Here is a 17,100-nt window from a genome sequence, read left to right on the forward strand (position 1 = left end):
CTTTATGAGTACACAACCTAGTCGCAGCTGGATGAGGGTGTACTGAGCTTCTCTTGGCGCGCTCCATCACCGGCAGAACGCCCTCATCCAACTTTGCCTAGTCGCTAAAGCGACAAGGCGTCATATCCTTCTCCCTCACGGGAGAAGGATGCCCCTGCCTTGGGTCATTGCGACACCGGCGCAGGCGGGGGGAGGCCCACAGATATCATCCTCGACCGGTCAAACTATTCCGGATCAAATGACGCCTATCCCATTGAAACAATATCGAATTTTCTTCTGCTCTTAATCTTGAATTTCCGCAGCCGGAAACCAATTATAGGCAATAGGTCCGGACCGGATCTTTTCGGGCCGGACCTGCGTTCAACCTATTAGCAAAAGGAAATGAGATATGAATATGCGAAATCTGATTCCCTGGAGCCGGCAGGACGACCGCTTGCCGGCAATCATGCAGGATAATGACAGCAGCCCGGTCACCAGCTTTCGGCGCGAGATTGACCGGCTGTTTGACGATGCGTTCCGCGGCTTTGGCAGCGGGTCGACTTTCCGCCAGACGTTCAGATGGCCGTCGATTGAAGTGTCGGAACAGAAAAACGAGGTTCGGCTGGTCGCCGAAATTCCCGGCCTGTCAGAGGATGATATCGAACTGACGGTCAAGGATGGCGTGCTGACCCTGAAAGGCGAACGCCGCCACGAGGAAGATCAGCGGGACGGCTATTCCGAACGCTTCTATGGCCGGTTCGAACGGCATATCGCGCTGCCGCAAGGCGCCGAGGAAGACAAGGCCAGCGCCGACTTCCACAACGGCATGCTCACCGTGACCATCCCCTATTCGGGCGAAGGCACATCGGGACACAGGATCCCGATCAACGTCGGCAGCCGCCATTGATGGCGAGGAGAAGCTGGCCATATCGGCCGGCTTCTCGCTTCCGGTCCATATAAATATCCAGCCTGCAGTGGGGCGACGGCTTTCGCCCGGCCTTCCAGAATCATTCACAATCCGGGAAACTCCGTCTCCCGTGAGGGAGAAGCTGCTTGTCGGGCAAGGGCCTCTGCCTTCCGTCATTGCGACCCCGGCGCAGGCCGGGGGAAGCAATCCAGAGCCGCGCGCGCCGCATTGGATTGCTTCGTCGCCCTGCTCCTCGCAATGACAGACTCCGAAATGGGTGGGCTTGTTGCACAATTCCCTGTCCTACACTGCGTCGACTGTGATAATCCCTTCTCATGCCCAATCGCAATTATCCCGACAAAACGCGCCAATTTCTACGCCTTTCGCACCAAAAGCTTTTTCTCCTTTAGGGGGTGTGACCCGTGTGACCCTGATCTTCTTTGCAACGGATATTTTATGACCGACAGTCTCCTCACCACCGCCCGCGATATTCTTGCCAGGCTGATTGCCTTCGACACCACGTCGCGGAACAGCAATTTGCAGCTGATCGCATGGGTCGAGGATTATCTGGACCGGCACGGCGTGTCATCAACCCGCGTCGTCAATGAAGATGCGTCCAAGGCCAATCTCTATGCAAGCGTCGGCCCCGCGGTCGAGGGTGGGATCATATTGTCCGGGCATAGCGATGTCGTGCCGGTCGACGGGCAGGACTGGCAAAGCAATCCGTGGACCGTCGACGAGCGCGCCCTTGATGGGCAACGCCTGCTGCACGGACGCGGGACCTGCGATATGAAGGGGTTTATCGCGCTGGCATTGGCCGCCGTGCCCCTGTTCAAAAACGGATCGAAGCCGGTGCATCTGGCGATCAGCTATGACGAGGAAGTCGGCTGCCTCGGCGCCCCGGCGATGATCGGGGAAATGGCGGCAAAGCTGCCGAAGCCGGCGCTGGCGATCATCGGCGAGCCAACGATGATGAAAGTCATCACCGGCCACAAGGGGATCACCGTTCACGAGGTCGAGATACTCGGCCACGAAGCGCATAGCAGCCTTACCCATCTCGGTCTGTCCGCGAATATGGTGGCGGTGGAGCTGATGCATGATCTGGCTGAGCTCGCCCGCAATCTGTGGGAAAATGCCGATCCGCAATCGCCTTTCATGCCGCCGCACGCAACGCTGACCATCGGCCGGATGGAGGGCGGAACCGCGGCCAATATCCTGGCCCGCCGCGCCCATTTTGTCTTTGACCTGCGTTGCCCGCCCGACGTCGATCCGGAAGCCGTGCTCGCTCCGTTCAAGGCCAAGGTCGCGGCCCTCGATCGTGAAATGCGCGGGGCCTTTCCCGAGGCCGGCGTCACCGTCACCCGCGTGTCCAACGCCCCGCCGATGACTCCGGCCGGCTCTGCAGAAGCCGAGGCCTTTGTCCGCCGCCTGACCGGCGACAACAGCCCGTCCGGCGTGGTCTCATACGCAGCCGAGGCCGGACAATTCCAGCAAGCGGGTTTTGCCACCGTGATTTGCGGTCCCGGATCGATCGAACAGGCCCACCAGCCGAATGAATATCTGGCGGTCGAGCAATTTGCGCGCGGCGCGGATTTCATGGTCCGGCTGGCAGAAGCGCTGGCCTAGCACGGGAATGTTGATCCGTTCGTCCTAAGCCTGTCGAAGGACCGGCCTGTTCGCACTCGTCCTTCGACAGGCTCAGGACGAACGGATCGCTGTCACTCCAGAATAACGCTACGGCATCGCCGATATTTGTAAAATCGGCAGAAAACAGCTATATTGAGGGGAGGAAAGGATCGCATCATGCCCGCTGTCAAAGCCGCCAGACCGAATGAGATTTTCACCCCTGAAGAGTGGAAGGCGCTGACTCGCGTGTCACGCTGGCACGGTCTGTGGCTGTCGATTCACGCCTGGCTGATGGTGGCGCTGGTTACCGGCGGCACGGCCTTGCTCTGGCAATGGCACTGGCTGGCCGGCCTGATCGCCACGCCGCTGGCGCTGGTGCTGGTCGGCGGCCGGCAGCTCGGCCTGTCGATCCTGATGCACGAAGGCGCCCATGGCCTGCTCCACCCGAAACGCAAGACCAACAATTTTCTCGGCCAGTGGATCACCGGGTCGGCGACCGGCAGCGACCTGCACAGCTATCGCGCTATCATCTGACCCATCACCGTTTCACCCAGCAGAGTGAAGATCCGGACCTTGGCCTGTCGGCGGCTTTCCCGACGACGCCCGCCAGCATGAAGCGCAAGGTCATCCGCGACCTCACCGGGCAGACCTTCTTCAAGCAGCGCAGCAACCAGTTCGTGGTGGCGTGGAAGGGCCTGAAGGCGATGCTCACTCCGTTCGTCCTGAGCCTGTCGAAGGACGAGGATGCGCGCCGTGCGTACTTCGACAAGCTCAGCACGAACGGGAACGGAAACGCGACACCTCCGCCGGAACCCCGCTCAATCGCAACGGAGCCGCTGGCGTGGCTGCGCCCGTGGTCGATCTGGAGGGTGCAAAGCGCACCACACGGACGGTCGGACGCTTCCTGCTGATCCAGCTTATCGTGCTGCTGGTCAGTCTGGCGACGCTGGGCATCATTCCCTTCCTGATCTGGCTGGCGGCGCTGGCGACCAGCTTCCAGTTGATTCTGCGGATCCGCAATATCGCCGAACATGCCTGCACCACCACCGGCGGCGATGACCCGTTCAGCCATGCGCGGACCACCAAAGCCAATATGCTGATGCGGATGACGCTGGCGCCCTATTGGGTCAATTATCACAGCGAACATCATCTGTTCATGGGCGTGCCCTGCTACAATCTGCCCAGGGCGCACGAACTGCTGATCGCCAAGGGCTATGGTCCGCGCATGACGATCGCCAACAGCTATGCCGAGGTCTTGCGGACGGTGACGCGCCCGGTTGCTGCCTAGGCCGACTGCACCGCCCTCTTGATCTCGCCAAGATCGGCCTCGAGCTTCGCGATCTTCTCGAGCATCAGCAGGTCGATTTTCTCGTGCAGGCGGATGATGTCGAGCTCGGCGCGCAGATTGACTTCATAGTCATGGGCGGCGGCGATCCGGTCCTTGTTGGAGGCGCGGTTCTGGCTCATCATGATGATCGGTGCCTGAACGGCGGCCAGCGTCGAGAGCATCAGGTTGAGGAAGATGAAGGGATAGGGATCAAAGGCGGCATCGAACCGGGTCAGTATCTCCGAGTTGAGCAGCATCCATCCGAACAGCACCACCGCAAAGGTGATGATGAAGCCCCAGGAACCGCCAACCGCCGCCACCTTGTCGGACAGACGTTCGCCGAAACTGGTCTGCTCGTCGGCCAGCATCCCGGCATCGTCCGCGACGATCTCCCGCGATACGATCGCTTCGAGAACGCCCCGCTCTTCGGGAGACAGCGCCGTCAGCGGCTTGTTGAGCAGTTGCTCGCTGAGTTGCTCGACCGTGCGCTTTGCCATCCCAAACTCCCCGTTGCCGTACCTATGTGCCGGACATGATCCTAGTCCCGGACGAACCGGTGCGCCGAGCGGTCCTTGTGCGTCTTCGCCGGGTCAAAGACCTCGCCGTTCATCGCGATATAGACGCCGTGCGGCAATGTCTGGGTCGCGGCGAGGGCAAAACCGACGTTGAACTGGGCATCGCTCACGCGCAAGGACGCGGGCTGCATCGAACCCGTCAGCACGATCGTCTTGCCGCTGATGTCGGACAGCACCCGCGCCGTGTCGACCATCGTGTCGGTGCCATGGGTCACCAGGATCTTGTCGGCATCGCTCGCGGCAACCGCCTCGTGGATCGCGGCCCGGTCCGCATCGGTCAGTTCGAGACTGTCCTTGCGCATCAGCTGCGTTACCCGGTGGGCGACAAAGACGTTGTTCTCCTGCAACATGTCGGGCAGCGCCGTCGCCCCGATCTGATATTCCGACAAGGCATCGAAATAGACCTTGTCGATCGTCCCGCCGGTGGTGAAAATATCGATCATGAGGACGCCAGGGCTTCGGCAATCAGCTTGCGGCTATTGGACAGGCCATAAAGCGCAATGAAGCTGCCCATGCGCGGGCCCTGCGAAGAGCCGAGCAGAGTCTCGTACAGCGCCTTGAACCAGTCGCGCAGATTGTCGAAACCGCCCTCCTTGCCGATGGCATAAACGATATTCTGGATGTCCTCGGCCGGTGCATCCTCTGGCAGCGCCGCCAGCTCGCGGTCCAGCCGCTCCAGCGCCGCCACTTCGACGCCTTCCGGTTTCCGCCGGTGCAGCGTCGGAGCGATAAAGTCCTTGTGATAGGCCATCGCATTGCCGATCAGCTCGTCGAGATCGGGATAGCGCTCCGGCGTCGCGTCCGGCGCATATTGCCGCAAATAGGCCCAGATCTGCTCGCGATCCGCATCGCCCATCACGCCGACCAGATTGAGCAGCAGGCCGAAGGTGACCGGGATCGTATCGGTTGGCACGTCGCCATTGTGAACATGGTGCACCGGATTGCCGAGCCGCTTGTCTGGCGCCTGGTCGTGCCAATTGGCGCGGAACTGGAAATATTCGTCCACCGCCTTGGGTATCACGCCCATGTGCAATTGCTTCGCCGACTTGGGCTCGCGGAAGATATAGAAAGCGAGGCTGTTCTCGGAACCATAGCGCAGCCATTCCTCGAGGCTGAGTCCATTGCCCTTGGACTTGGAGATCTTCTCGCCCTTCTCGTCGAGGAACATCTCGTAGATCAGGCCCTCCGGCTTGCGCGCGCCCAGTACCTTGGCGATCTTGCCCGACTGCACGCCGCTGTCGGTCAGGTCCTTGCCGTACATTTCATAGTCGACGCCGAGCGCGGTCCAGCGCATCGCCCAGTCGACTTTCCACTGCAGCTTGGCGCCGCCGGTTAGAGCATTATGCTCGATCATCTCGCCGTCATCCTCGAACCGGACAGTCCCGGCTTCGGCATCGACGATCTCGACAGGCACCTGCAGCACATGGCCGGTCTTGGGGCTGATCGGCAGGATCGGCGAGTAGGTCGCCTGCCGTTCCTTGCCCAGGGTCGGCAGCATGATATCGAGTATCTGCTGGTTGCGGGCGAGAACGAGCTTCAGTGTCTCGTCGAACGCGCCACTCTGATATTGCTCGGTCGAGGAGATGAATTCATAGTCGAAACCGAACTGGTCGAGAAAATCCCGCAGCATCGCGTTGTTGTGCGCGGCAAAACTCTCGAACTTCCCGAACGGATCGGGCACCTGGGTCAGCGGCTTGTGCAGATGTTCGGCCAGCATCTCCTGATTGGGGACATTGGTCGGAACCTTGCGAAAGCCGTCCATGTCATCGCTGAACGCGATCAGCCGGGTCGGGTTGCCGGTCAGCGTCTCATAGGCATGGCGCACCATCGTGGTCCGCAGCACTTCGTTGAACGTGCCGATATGCGGCAGGCCCGAGGGACCATAGCCGGTCTCGAACAGCATCGGCTCGCCACCCGGTTTCGGTGCCGGTGCGCCGCGCTCGCCGCGATAGCGTTTGAGCAGCTTGCGGGCTTCCTCGAACGGCCACGCTTTGGAATTTTCTGCTGCTTCGCGATAATCGGTCACAATTTGTCCTTCTCAGTCAATGCTGCGCAAATAGTAGCCTTAGCCTATATGGCAAGGTAGAACGCAACAAAAGCGGGAGATTGAACATGGCAATGCTGATTACGGGGGTTCTGCTGTGGAGCCTGGTCCATTTGATGAAGTCGGTAACGCCGGGCCTGCGCGCCTCTATCCAGGGCGCGATCGGTGAAGGCCCGCACAAGGGTCTGGTGGCCCTGTTGTTGCTGATGTCTCTCGCCCTGATGATCTTCGGCTGGCGCGCGACTCCGGCAGAATTTGTCTATGATCCGCCCGCTTGGGGCCGCCATGCCAATATGGCGCTGATGTTCGTGGCGATCCTGCTGCTGGGCGCTGCGCAGGGTTCGTCCCGGATCAGACAATGGATCCGCCATCCGATGCTGACCGGCGTTCTGATCTGGGCATTCGGCCATCTGCTGGCCAATGGCGACAACAAGTCGCTCGTGCTATTCGGCGGTCTCGGCCTATGGGCGCTGATCTCGATCATCACCATTTCCCGCAACGAAGGCGCATGGGTAAAGCCCGCCAAGATCGCTACAGCAGGCCGCGAATTGCTGAGTCTGGTGATTGTGGCAATACTCTATGCCCTGCTTTTCTGGGCGCATCCGTTTCTGTCCGGCGTTCCGCTGATCACGCGATAGCAGATTTTGAGTTCGGCCTTATAAAATGTTCGGAAAGCAGAAGTTGCCTGCGCAATCTTCCCGTCTCTCGGACGAGGAACGCACCCGTCGGCTAAATAGCGAAAGTATAAAGTGGCAGTGTGCTTATCGACCGCATCATTTCTGGCTGGGCTTGATACTGGCGTCAGTTTTTCTATCGGCCTTCACAGCGGTCTGGGCTTATGTCTGGACCAACGGAATGGACACCACCCTGCGTCTGGGATCCCCCTTTTCCAATATGGAACTGGATATTGGAGACACCGGCGCGACGATCTTCAAACTGCTGATGCTACTGATCCCGCTGTCGATAATTGCGAAAATAGTTCTGGGGACATTTCGCCTCTTCAAATCGTCGATAAAAATCACGGATAATTTTCTGGTTCATGATATGAACGGAATAAAATTGGCATGGGAATTTGCAGACATACAGCGGGCAGAACTCGTTCCGCTTACGAAGGGCCGATCCCGGCTGACGTTCATATTCATCCAGAAGAATAGCAAGGGTGACCATGATACTTTGGAAACGACGGGAAAATTTGATCCGGCCTCGCTCCGCTCCGCGCTTGCAAATGCTCCGTTCGAACTGGACTTTGATCCATCATTGGACATTTTCCGGCGTGGTGAAGGTGAAGGCGGGCTGGCTCCCGGAGAACCGGTATATTGGTCGCAAAGGCTCGGGATCGGAGCCATTCAGAACAATCATGTGCTGACCTTTGTGGCGTTTCTGATTGTCTTTTCTCTTTTCGTTCTTTGGATGGCAAAAGCTTCGACGTCGCGTTTCCTATCGATTGAATATGACGGCCCGATGGGCTGGATATGGGAACTGAGCGGCTATATCATGGCGTACAGTTTGCCAGTCATCCTTCTGGGCTTTCCGCTTCTCGGTGCATTTTTGGCCGTACGCAAACCCTTGCATGATCTGATTGCAGTGATGTTCGGCACGACCATCGTGACGGATCGCCGCATCATCACAACCAAAGCATTTGGTGATGAAATCTATCATTCAATCGACAAAGAGATCATCACCGACGCTGCTTTCGTGAAGCAGCGTCGGTTTGGAAGCTGGATATTGGTTGAAACAAAGACAATCGATGACGATTCTTCCGATCCGCTTTATACCAAGATACACTATACAGGCGTACAAGATCCGGAAACGGCAGTCGATGCGATTAGGAAAATGGCCAGATTGTGAATATCGCACTCCCCTATCCCGCGCTGCACGCCAGCCATAGCGGCATCTGGATTTGCTCGAGCAAGGGCGAAACCCGTGCGATCGGCAAGGGCGAGGCGATCGGGCGCGTGGCGGAAACGCCCCACATCCTGCTCAATGCACCGCTTCTGGGGCAGCGGCTGGGCTATCCCGATCTCTCGGGGCTGGACCTCCTCGAGCTTTACGCTTTCATCCACCCGGCGCAATTTGTGGTGCCTACGCCCTCTGGCTTGGCCAAGACCCTGGGCCTGGCTCCGCCGGATCAGGAGGCCGATATCGCGGCTTTCTATAGGCAAGCGGCGAGCCTGCTGCTGGACGGGCTGGAAGCGCCTTTCTGGAAAGAGCGCGAAGGCGCGTGGAGCAGCGCGCAGGCACTCTACCGGCTGCGCTGGCCCTGGGCGCAGGAGGTCGGCAAAAGGCTGACCAAACCGGTGGAGACCGAACGCTGGCTATTCTCGAAACTCGACGAATGGGAAGAAGAGTCCCCGCGCCCCGCGCCCCGTTCGATCACCGTTGACAAGCAGGAAACGCTGGCCACGCTCGACGCTCTGACCGGTGAAGGATCGGAAGAGCGGGAGGGCCAGAAAAGCTACGCCGCCGCGGTCAGCGAGATATTCAATCCGCGCAAGATCAGGGCGCGCCCAATATGCTGCTCGCCGAAGCCGGCACCGGCATCGGCAAGACGCTCGGCTATCTTGCGCCCGCTTCGCTCTGGTCCCGCCAAGCCGGTGGCGCGGTATGGATTTCCACCTTCACCAAGGCGCTGCAACGCCAGCTCGACCGGGAAACAAGGCGCATCTATCCGGACGAGGATACTTTTCGGCGGAAGGTCGTGGTGCGCAAGGGAAGGGAAAATTATCTATGCTTGCTCAATCTGGAGGATGCGCTGCAAGGCGGCTTTGCCGGGCGGGCCGCGATCCTTGCCCATCTGGTCGCGCGCTGGGCCGCCTACAGTAAAGATGGTGATATGGTCGGCGGCGATTTGCCCGGCTGGCTGACCACATTGTTCCGCCGCAATGGCGCCACGGCATTGACCGACCGGCGCGGCGAATGCGTCTATGCCGGTTGTCCGCATTATCGCAAATGCTTCATCGAAAAAGCCGCCCGCGCCAGCCAGCAGGCCGACATCGTCATCGCCAATCATGCGCTGGTCATGGTCAACGCGGCGCGGGGACGCGAACAGCAGAACCGGCCGACAAGGCTGATCTTCGACGAAGGCCATCATCTGTTTGACGCCGCCGATTCGATGTTCGCCGCGCGCCTGTCCGGACAGGAAACCATCGAAATCCGCCGCTGGGTCATCGGCCCGGAGTCCAAAACCGCGGTCGCCGGCGCGGACTTGCCGCGCGGCTCGCCGATCTCGCGTCCTATGACGAGGAGGGCGGTCGGGCGATTGAAAGCGCCCGCCAGGCCGCCGAAGCGTTGCCCGGTGACGGCTGGCTGCAACGGGTAGCCGAGGGCGAGCCCTATGGGCCAATCGAGACTTTGCTGCAGGAAGTGCGCGCCATGGTCTTTGCCCGCGACGAAAGCCAGAGCGCCGACGCCGGCTATAGTCTGGAAACCGAGCTGACCGACATCAAGGGCCCGATGATCGACGCCGTCGCCAATGCCGCGACTGCGATGGACGCGCTGCTCAAGCCTCTGGTCCGGCTGGGACAACGGATCGAACATCTGATCGAGGAAGGGCCCGACTGGATGGACGCGCAGGCCCGCGCCCGGATGGAAGGCGCGCTGTCGAGCCTTGGCTGGCGCCGCGACACATTGACGAGCTGGCTTTCCTTATTGTCACGCATCGGCGGGCCGGCGGATCCGGACTTTGTCGACTGGCTGATGATCGACCGGTTCGAGGGCCGCGAATATGATATTGGGATCTGCCGTCACTGGCTCGATCCGACCATCCCGGTCACCGAGGTCGTCACCAAGCCCGCCCATGGCGTCATGATCACGTCGGCAACGCTGAAAGGCGGCGGTGGCTGGGAGACCGCCAGAGCCCGCAGCGGCGCAGTTCACCTCGATCACGCGCCGCGGGAATTCGAGGTCGCCAGCCCGTTCGACTATCCCAACCAGGCCAAGGTCATCATCGTCACCGATGTGAAACGCGGCGATATGGCGGGGCTGGCAGGCGCCTATGCGCAGCTGATCGAAGCATCGGGCGGCGGAACGCTCGGCCTGTTCACCGCGATCAGGCGCCTGCGCACCGTCTATGCCCGGATCGCCGACCGGATGGCCCAGAGCGGCCTGCCGATCTACGCCCAGCATGTCGATCCGATCGACACCGGCACCTTGGTCGATATTTTCCGCGATGATCCGAAGGCCAGCCTGCTCGGCACCGATGCCCTGCGCGACGGCGTTGACGTGCCCGGCCAGAGCCTCCGGCTGGTGGTGATGGAATCGGTCCCCTGGCCACGCCCCGATATTCTCCACCGCGCGCGCAAAATGGCCGGCGGCGGCAGCGCCTATGACGACCGGATTATCCGCGCCCGGCTGGCCCAGGCCTTTGGCCGGATCATCCGGCGCGCCGACGACCATGGTCATTTCGTGATACTCTCCTCGGCCTTCCCCTCGCGCCTGTTGTCCGCTTTTCCGGAGGCACCCCGGTCGAGCGCATGCCGCTCGATCAGGCGCTGGCGGAGATCCGCAAGGCAAAATCGGATATGCCACAATCCGGACTTTCAACTGAAACAAGTTTGATGCATGACGATCCGCAATGAAAAACTCACGCTCCTGCGCCACGCCAAATCCAGCTGGGATGATCCGGTTGACCGCGACTTCGACCGCCCGCTCAACAAGAAGGGCAAGCGCGCTGCAGCGGTGATGGGCCGCTTCATCCAGCGCAACGGACTCCGCTTTGACCAGATTCTTGCCTCTCCCGCCGTGCGGGTGATCGAGACGCTGGAACATGTCGAGGAAGCCAGCGGACAGGCGATGGAGCCAACCTGGGATCGCAAAATCTATCTCGCCTCTTCGGCCACCCTGCTCGATGTTTTGCGCGGCGCCAGAGCGGAGGCGGATCATGTTCTGATGGTCGGCCATAATCCGGGCCTTGAGGATCTGGTCTTCGATCTGGTTCCCGATGACGGCAGCTCCCCCGCCCGCGACGAGGTCGAAACCAAATATCCGACGGCTACGCTCGCCGAAATGACGCTCGCGATCGATGACTGGGGGGATATTGCAGAGAAATGCGGGACGCTGGACCGCTTCACCCGGCCGCGGGATCTCGATCCGGAGCTCGGACCAAATTACGACTAGCAGTAGTTTTCACAAGTTGAGGGCAGTTCAAGCCGCGTCGAGCGCGTGCGACAGCCGATCGCGGATCGATTTCAGCTCCGCCAGAATGAGGCTGGTATCTTCACCGCCATTGTCCGCCATCATCTGGCTTCAGCCATGCCCTGCGGGGCATCCTCGACCATCTCGGGCCCCTGCGCCGTTGCGCCAGAAATTTGCGCGCACCCTTGATCGTATAGCCCTCTTCATTGAGCAGGCGATTGATCGTTTTGACAATCTCGACATCTTCGGGCCGATAATGGCGCCGCGAACCAGCTCGCTTGAGAGGGGTCAGGACCGCAAACTGGTCTTCCCAATAGCGCAAAATATGGGGTTTGATGCCCAGTTCTTTGGACAGCTCGCCGATCGTGCGGAAAGCGCCTTGTTCCTTGGTCATACTCTACTCCCCCGGTTCGCCGGGTCCATTAACCTGCAGCGATGATCCTGTCACGCATCGTCTGGCTGGCACGGAAGGTCAGAACCCTGCGTGGTGCAATCGGCACTTCGACGCCGGTCTTGGGATTGCGGCCTGTCCGTTCTCCCTTGTCGCGCAAGACGAAGGTACCAAAGCCCGAAATCTTGACATTCTCGCCATCGACCAGCGCCTCGATCATATGGTCCAATATCGATTCCACCATGACCGCGCTATCGGCACGCGAAAGGCCAACCTGACGGTTCATTGTGTCGGCAAGATCGGCGCGCGTCAGGGTGTTGGTATAGCTCATCACAAAATCTTTCGGTAAGAGATTGAAAATTCAACAAAGCTATAAATCAAATGGCGGCTTTTGTAAATGTCGGGCGCAAACTTACCAGTGGATTTCAGCCGATTAGCCGGATAAGCGGAACGCATGACAGATAAAGCTCCTCAACCCATCGCCCTCGCCGACCTGCTCGACCAATGCGGAGCCGGCGGACCCGACAATCCGGTCACGCTGCCGCAAAGCTGGACGCAGGGCCGTACCGCCTTTGGCGGACTGTCCGGTGCGCTTGCCTATCACGCGGCCAGCCATATCGAGGCCGACCTGCCGCCGCTGCGGTCGGCGCAAATTGCCTTCACCGGTCCGCTGTTCGGCGCACTGACCGCGGAAACCGCAATGCTCCGCCGTGGCAAAAGCACGGCCTTTGTCCAGTCCGAAATATTCGGCGACAAGGGACTGGGCCTGCACTGCAATTTCATTTTGCCGCCCCGCGCCCGACCGAGGTCAGGACCTCCGACATCGCAGAGCCCGACTTTCCGCCACTGCCGGGTGAAGCCGACCTGCACAGCGGACCGCCGCAATTTTTCACTTCCAATATGGAATATGTCGGCAAGCGGATCGACACCAGCACCAAGACCAACCGCCTCACCCGCTGGATGCGGCTGAAACAGCGCGATGGCCTCGATCCGGTGGCAGAGATTCTGTGCATGTGCGACAGCCTGCCGCCCTCGGTGATGGGATTGCTCGACCAGAACGCGATGGTCAGCTCGATGAACTGGCAGGTCAATGTCATTGCCGAAACACTTTCCACAGACAACGGCTGGTGGCTGATCGACTCCCACACGCACCATGCCGATCATGGTGCCAGCAGCCAATATATGAGCATCTGGAACAGCCGCCGCGAACTGATGGCAACCGCGATGCAGAGCGTGGCCTATTACGCCTGATGGGATTGAATGCGGACCAACCGGCCAAACCCACTCTTGCCGTCATCGGCACCGGGATTGCCGGTCTGTCCGCAGCCTATCTGTTGAAGGACGATTACCGGGTCACTATTTTTGAAAGCCAGGCCCGCGCCGGCATGGGCGCTCACAGCGTGGATTATGTCAGCAATGGCCTCACGCGCCGGATCGACATCCCGCTGCGGATATTCTGTCACGGCTATTATGACAATCTGCTGGCCCTCTACGAGCATATTGGCGTCGAGATACTGACCAGCGATCATAGCGGCATATTTTCCGACGAGACCGGCCGGGTCATTCTGCATTATGGAAATTTCCATCGGGGATCGATCCGTTTCTCCCATTTGAAGGGCCGCAACTGGCTCAGCCCCGCAGCCTGGGCCATCGGTTTGCAGGGCAAGCGGTTTTTGCGCGGACGCAGAGAGATATGGGCCGGACCGATCTGACCGACTTGTCGTTCGGCGAATATCTGCGGCAATCCGGAGCGGGCCGCGAATTTGTCGAAAGCGTCCTGCTGCCGATGATGTCGGTGACCTGCACATGCGATTATCAGGCAGTGCGTGACTATCCGGCCGATCTGATGCTGGAATATCTGACCTGCGGGGTACACGAGCTGGGGATCATGAGCGCGGCAAAAGGCGTGGACGATATCGTGCCGCGCATGCTGGTCGATGTCGAATTGCGTACCAACAATCCGGTCGCCGTGATCGAACCGGATGGCCAGCAGCTCCGGGTGGTGACGAAAGCGGGCGCGGCCCAGCATTTCGACCAGGTCGTGGTCGCCGCCCAGGCCCAGCAGGCCGCGGCGATGCTATCGGGATTTGATGATCGCCGGGCCCTGCTCGACCGCATTCCTTTCGAACGGTCCAGCATGAGTGTGCACACGGACAGGGATATCCTGCCGGCTTCGGCAAGGAGCCCGTCCCCGGTCAGCTATCATGTCGCGCGTGACGCCGGCCGCGCCGAAGTATCGGTGGACTTGACCAAGGCGATTGCCCGCCTGTCCGGTCAGGAGACTATATTCCAGACGTGGAACCCGATGCGCAGAATCGCCCCCAATCGCGAACTGGCCAGAGTCGATTTCACCCGGCCGACGGTGACACGGGACAGCCGCAAGGCCGTCATCGCGCTGCGCGAAAGCCAGAACCGGCCCGGCAACAGATTGTGGCTTTGCGGTTCCTATATGGCGCAAAAAATTCCCCTGCTCGAGGCTGCAGTCGATTCCTCGGTGGTGGTGGCCGAACATCTGGGCGCTCCGATACCGTGGAGAACCATCGCTCCCGCTGCGGCCTGAATCGATGGCCGAATTTCACGATCTGGCCGAACTGGCGCTCAACCGCGAGGGCCAGTCGTGGGGCAATCTGGGATATTGGAAAAGCGAGACGGAATATTCGGATGCTTGCCGAGCGCTCGCGATATTGCTGGGAGAGCAGGCCGGACTGGACCGGCAATCGGTGCTGTTCGATGCCGGTTTCGGCTGTGGCGACCAGCTGCTGCTCTGGCTGGATCATTTCCGCGTGGCCCGGGTTCGTGGCGTCAACCTTTCCTGCAGCCAGACCGCTTATGCCAGAACAAAGCTGGTAGAGGCGGGTTTCGAAGATAGCGCGGCGGCTATCGTGCCGGGCGATATCAACGACCCCGGGATCTGGCAAGCAGCGACCGGCACAGATCGGCCCAGCCATCTGCTGGCGCTGGACTGCGCCTATCATTTTCCCAGCCGGTTGGAGTTTATCGCCCAGGCACGGCGGCATCTCGCTCCAGCCGGACGAATTGCGCTGACCGATTTCATGCTATCGGATCATCACCGGACTGGATCCGTCACGCACTGCCTGCTGCGCTGGATGCTGAAACGCTCGCATATTGCGGAAGCCAATATTGTGCACCCTTCCCGCTATCTCGACCAGTTGCGACAAGCCGGTTTCGATGAGGTCCGGATTGTCGATATCAGCAAACATGTCATGCCCGGTTTCGCGCATTTCATCCGAACATTTCGCGTGGCCGGCAAAGCGGGATGGGCCGGATGGCTGAAATATGCGGTGACCAGCCGGTTTCTGCAATGGGCCTATGGTCGTTCAATCCTGCGCTATTGCCTGGTCAGCGCAACGAAAGCCCGCTGAGGTTCGAAATGGTCCCGGCCTATGCCGAGAGAATTTCCAGTGCCACGCGTTCGGTTCTGATGAGCCCTGCCATGGCTGCTGCGGCCGCGGTCAGCGGCTGTATCACCGATGTAAGGAAACTGGCGCAATGAAACCGCAGCCTTTCACTACGCTTTCCGGAATGGCAGCACCGCTGGAACAGGATAATATTGATACAGACATCATATTTCCGGCGCGCTTTCTGCTGATCACGGCGCGCGAAGGACTGGGGCAATATGCGTTTCACGACCGGCGCTTCGGCAGCGACGGTGCGCCAGATCCGGGGTTCATTCTCAATCGCGAACCCTTCAACGAAGCTCCGATATTGCTGACCGGGGCCAATTTCGGATCAGGATCAAGCCGTGAACAGGCTGTATGGGCGCTGCTCGGGTTCGGCATCCGCAGCGTCATCGCGTCCAGTTTCGGTGAAATTTTCTACGGCAACTGCCTGCGCAATGGCATCCTGCCAGTCACTCTGCCCGACTTTGTCGTGCGAAAGCTGATGACACTTGCAAAAGAGGGACTGGCATTGACTATCGACCTCGAAAACCAGAAGGTTGTTGCAGGTGAAAAAGAGATTTTCGATTTCGACATCCCGCCGGAGCGCAAACTGGCACTGATCAATGGTTGGGACGAGACCGCCCAGATATTGAATCAGAAAGCGGATGATATTCGCGATTTTGAAATCCGACAGCGCCAGGATCAGCCTTGGCTTTGCGAAAGGGAGAGTGTGCAATGAGCGAAGAAGACCTGCTGGAAAACTACCGCCGCGCTTATAACAACAAAGTCGGCTTTGGTGATCGGCCTGCCCTGCTTATGATCGATTTTGCCAGGGCTATTTCGATCCCGACTGCGATCTATATTCCGATGTAGAGGATGCGCTGGCGTCTGCCCTGCGGGTACGCGAAGCGGCCCGGGCGGCGGGAATCCCCGTCATCCTGACCGGGGTTTCTATCACCCGAGCGCGATTGATGGCGGACGTTTTTCGAGAAGGCGGCGCCACTGCGCTATTTCATCGAGGGCAATCCGATGGGCGCCTTCGCCAAAGGACTGGAACCGCAGGAAGATGAACTCGTCATCACCAAGCAATATCCCAGCGCCTTTTTCGGCACATCTCTCGCCTCCACCCTCACCGCGATGGGCATCGACAGCGTGCTGCTGACCGGCCTCACTACCAGCGGCTGTGTGCGGGCGAGCTGCGTCGATGCCATGTCGCACGGATTTCGCACAGCGGTTGTCGCCGATGCGTGCGGCGACCGGCATGAAGCCCCCATGACGCCAATCTGTTCGACATGAATGCCAAATATGCAGATGTCGTCAGTGAAGATGAGACCATAGCCTTTCTGCAAAAGCTCGGTAAGCCGAACGCCGCCTAGGTTGTGGACTCATAAAATCTTAGCCAGAGTCTGGTTGACGCGAGTGCGACGGCGGCGAGGAAGTTTCTGGCGAGCTTGTCGAAGCGGGTGGCACATCTTCGGAAGTGCTAGTGCTTGAGTTTACAGAAGTATCTTTCGACCAGATTGCGCTGACGATATATGTTCGCGGCGACTGAGCGTTGTATCTTGCGATTGCGCTGGGTTGGGATATGGGCGGTGGCACCCATGGCCTCGACCTGTTCGACCAGGGCGCGGGCATCATAACCCCGGTCGGCGACGAGATGGCGTAGGCGTTTCAAGCTGGCGACCAGACCGGCGGCGGCCGCATGATCGAATATCTG

Annotated in this window: 21 protein-coding genes and 3 pseudogenes; 18 read left to right on the forward strand and 6 right to left on the reverse strand. The window is 59.9% G+C overall.

Features of this window, described 5'->3' with window-relative positions:
- The first annotated feature begins 388 nt into the window (after positions 1 to 388).
- The 5 genes from C8024_RS17905 to C8024_RS22215 all read left to right on the forward strand — a co-directional run bounded on the left by C8024_RS17905 (position 389) and on the right by C8024_RS22215 (position 3,800).
- Positions 389 to 886: an Hsp20/alpha crystallin family protein gene (locus C8024_RS17905; protein WP_173207681.1), complete on the forward strand. Its 498-nt coding sequence runs from the start codon at positions 389 to 391 to the stop codon at positions 884 to 886.
- Positions 887 to 1,342: 456 nt separating this feature from the next.
- Positions 1,343 to 2,512 (forward strand): acetylornithine deacetylase, encoded by a 1,170-nt coding sequence (gene argE, locus C8024_RS17910; RefSeq protein ID WP_173207685.1) that lies wholly within the window; start codon positions 1,343 to 1,345, stop codon positions 2,510 to 2,512.
- 177 nt (positions 2,513 to 2,689) lie between these two features.
- Positions 2,690 to 3,046, forward strand: a complete 357-nt coding sequence (locus C8024_RS22205) for a fatty acid desaturase (RefSeq protein WP_254306061.1) — start codon at positions 2,690 to 2,692, stop codon at positions 3,044 to 3,046.
- Positions 2,989 to 3,423, forward strand: coding sequence for a hypothetical protein (locus C8024_RS22210; RefSeq protein ID WP_254306062.1), 435 nt, complete (start codon positions 2,989 to 2,991; stop codon positions 3,421 to 3,423). The genes C8024_RS22205 and C8024_RS22210 overlap by 58 nt, the downstream gene beginning before the upstream one ends.
- Positions 3,354 to 3,800, forward strand: coding sequence for a fatty acid desaturase (locus C8024_RS22215; protein WP_367947424.1), 447 nt, complete (start codon positions 3,354 to 3,356; stop codon positions 3,798 to 3,800). The genes C8024_RS22210 and C8024_RS22215 overlap by 70 nt, the downstream gene beginning before the upstream one ends.
- On the opposite strand, the gene C8024_RS17920 is transcribed toward C8024_RS22215, so the two are convergent.
- From C8024_RS17920 to C8024_RS17930, 3 genes are read right to left on the reverse strand one after another with little or no spacing between them, the layout of a single operon-like run.
- Positions 3,797 to 4,336, reverse strand: coding sequence for a DUF1003 domain-containing protein (locus tag C8024_RS17920; RefSeq protein ID WP_173207688.1), 540 nt, complete (start codon positions 4,334 to 4,336; stop codon positions 3,797 to 3,799). The genes C8024_RS22215 and C8024_RS17920 overlap by 4 nt on opposite strands.
- 41 nt (positions 4,337 to 4,377) lie before the next feature.
- Positions 4,378 to 4,857, reverse strand: coding sequence for an asparaginase domain-containing protein (locus C8024_RS17925; RefSeq protein ID WP_100093489.1), 480 nt, complete (start codon positions 4,855 to 4,857; stop codon positions 4,378 to 4,380).
- A complete protein-coding gene (locus tag C8024_RS17930) occupies positions 4,854 to 6,440 on the reverse strand; it encodes a lysine--tRNA ligase (protein WP_173207691.1) in 1,587 nt (528 codons plus the stop codon). Before C8024_RS17930 ends, C8024_RS17925 begins: the two co-directional genes overlap by 4 nt.
- Before the next feature lie 86 nt (positions 6,441 to 6,526).
- Here C8024_RS17930 and C8024_RS17935 point away from each other — a divergent pair, with 86 nt between their 5' ends.
- The 4 genes and pseudogenes from C8024_RS17935 (at position 6,527) to C8024_RS17950 (ending at position 11,573) form a co-directional block, all read left to right on the forward strand.
- Entirely contained in the window at positions 6,527 to 7,096 is a 570-nt protein-coding gene (locus C8024_RS17935; protein ID WP_173207693.1) for an NnrU family protein, read from the forward strand.
- A gap of 25 nt (positions 7,097 to 7,121) precedes the next feature.
- Complete coding sequence (locus C8024_RS17940) at positions 7,122 to 8,306, forward strand: hypothetical protein (protein WP_173207696.1); 1,185 nt, start codon at positions 7,122 to 7,124, stop codon at positions 8,304 to 8,306.
- Positions 8,303 to 11,035, forward strand: a pseudogene (locus C8024_RS17945) (ATP-dependent DNA helicase). Before C8024_RS17940 ends, C8024_RS17945 begins: the two are co-directional and overlap by 4 nt.
- Positions 11,019 to 11,573 (forward strand): histidine phosphatase family protein, encoded by a 555-nt coding sequence (locus tag C8024_RS17950; RefSeq protein WP_173207699.1) that lies wholly within the window; start codon positions 11,019 to 11,021, stop codon positions 11,571 to 11,573. The pseudogene C8024_RS17945 and the gene C8024_RS17950 overlap by 17 nt, the downstream one beginning before the upstream one ends.
- Before the next feature lie 100 nt (positions 11,574 to 11,673).
- Here C8024_RS17950 and C8024_RS17955 read toward each other — a convergent pair whose 3' ends face one another.
- The gene (locus C8024_RS17955) at positions 11,674 to 11,985 is read right to left on the reverse strand and encodes a MerR family transcriptional regulator (protein ID WP_173207702.1); all 312 of its coding nucleotides are present in this window, start codon (positions 11,983 to 11,985) and stop codon (positions 11,674 to 11,676) included.
- 28 nt (positions 11,986 to 12,013) lie between these two features.
- The gene (locus C8024_RS17960; RefSeq protein ID WP_100093482.1) at positions 12,014 to 12,313 is read right to left on the reverse strand and encodes an integration host factor subunit alpha; all 300 of its coding nucleotides are present in this window, start codon (positions 12,311 to 12,313) and stop codon (positions 12,014 to 12,016) included.
- A gap of 123 nt (positions 12,314 to 12,436) precedes the next feature.
- Between C8024_RS17960 and C8024_RS23825 the strand changes: the two genes are divergently transcribed.
- The 9 genes and pseudogenes from C8024_RS23825 to C8024_RS22230 all read left to right on the forward strand — a co-directional run bounded on the left by C8024_RS23825 (position 12,437) and on the right by C8024_RS22230 (position 16,679).
- Positions 12,437 to 12,952 (forward strand): acyl-CoA thioesterase domain-containing protein, encoded by a 516-nt coding sequence (locus C8024_RS23825; protein WP_217272293.1) that lies wholly within the window; start codon positions 12,437 to 12,439, stop codon positions 12,950 to 12,952.
- Positions 12,883 to 13,233 carry an acyl-CoA thioesterase domain-containing protein gene (locus tag C8024_RS17970; RefSeq protein WP_217272294.1) on the forward strand — a complete coding sequence of 117 codons (351 nt, stop codon included), beginning with the start codon at positions 12,883 to 12,885 and terminating at the stop codon, positions 13,231 to 13,233. Before C8024_RS23825 ends, C8024_RS17970 begins: the two co-directional genes overlap by 70 nt.
- Positions 13,233 to 13,469: pseudogene (locus C8024_RS23830) on the forward strand (FAD-dependent oxidoreductase); the annotation flags it as partial. The gene C8024_RS17970 and the pseudogene C8024_RS23830, both read left to right, overlap by 1 nt.
- 104 nt (positions 13,470 to 13,573) lie before the next feature.
- Positions 13,574 to 14,542 (forward strand): FAD-dependent oxidoreductase, encoded by a 969-nt coding sequence (locus tag C8024_RS17980; protein WP_367947425.1) that lies wholly within the window; start codon positions 13,574 to 13,576, stop codon positions 14,540 to 14,542.
- Between the two features lie 4 nt (positions 14,543 to 14,546).
- The gene (locus tag C8024_RS17985) at positions 14,547 to 15,365 is read left to right on the forward strand and encodes a hypothetical protein (protein WP_173207711.1); all 819 of its coding nucleotides are present in this window, start codon (positions 14,547 to 14,549) and stop codon (positions 15,363 to 15,365) included.
- An 8-nt stretch (positions 15,366 to 15,373) separates the two neighbouring features.
- Entirely contained in the window at positions 15,374 to 15,496 is a 123-nt protein-coding gene (locus C8024_RS22635; RefSeq protein WP_302051658.1) for a hypothetical protein, read from the forward strand.
- The gene (gene leuD / locus C8024_RS17990; protein ID WP_173207714.1) at positions 15,493 to 16,122 is read left to right on the forward strand and encodes a 3-isopropylmalate dehydratase small subunit; all 630 of its coding nucleotides are present in this window, start codon (positions 15,493 to 15,495) and stop codon (positions 16,120 to 16,122) included. Before C8024_RS22635 ends, leuD begins: the two co-directional genes overlap by 4 nt.
- On the forward strand, positions 16,119 to 16,256 hold the full coding sequence (locus C8024_RS22225) for a hypothetical protein (RefSeq protein ID WP_254306063.1): 138 nt from the start codon (positions 16,119 to 16,121) through the stop codon (positions 16,254 to 16,256). Before leuD ends, C8024_RS22225 begins: the two co-directional genes overlap by 4 nt.
- 156 nt (positions 16,257 to 16,412) lie before the next feature.
- Positions 16,413 to 16,679 carry an isochorismatase family protein gene (locus C8024_RS22230; protein ID WP_254306064.1) on the forward strand — a complete coding sequence of 89 codons (267 nt, stop codon included), beginning with the start codon at positions 16,413 to 16,415 and terminating at the stop codon, positions 16,677 to 16,679.
- Between the two features lie 76 nt (positions 16,680 to 16,755).
- Here C8024_RS22230 and C8024_RS22640 read toward each other — a convergent pair.
- Positions 16,756 to 17,097 (reverse strand): annotated as a pseudogene (locus C8024_RS22640) (transposase).
- Positions 17,098 to 17,100 lie beyond the last annotated feature (3 nt).

Origin of the sequence: Sphingopyxis sp. BSNA05, from assembly GCF_013265645.1 — a bacterium.
Classification (GTDB): Bacteria; Pseudomonadota; Alphaproteobacteria; order Sphingomonadales; family Sphingomonadaceae; genus Parasphingorhabdus.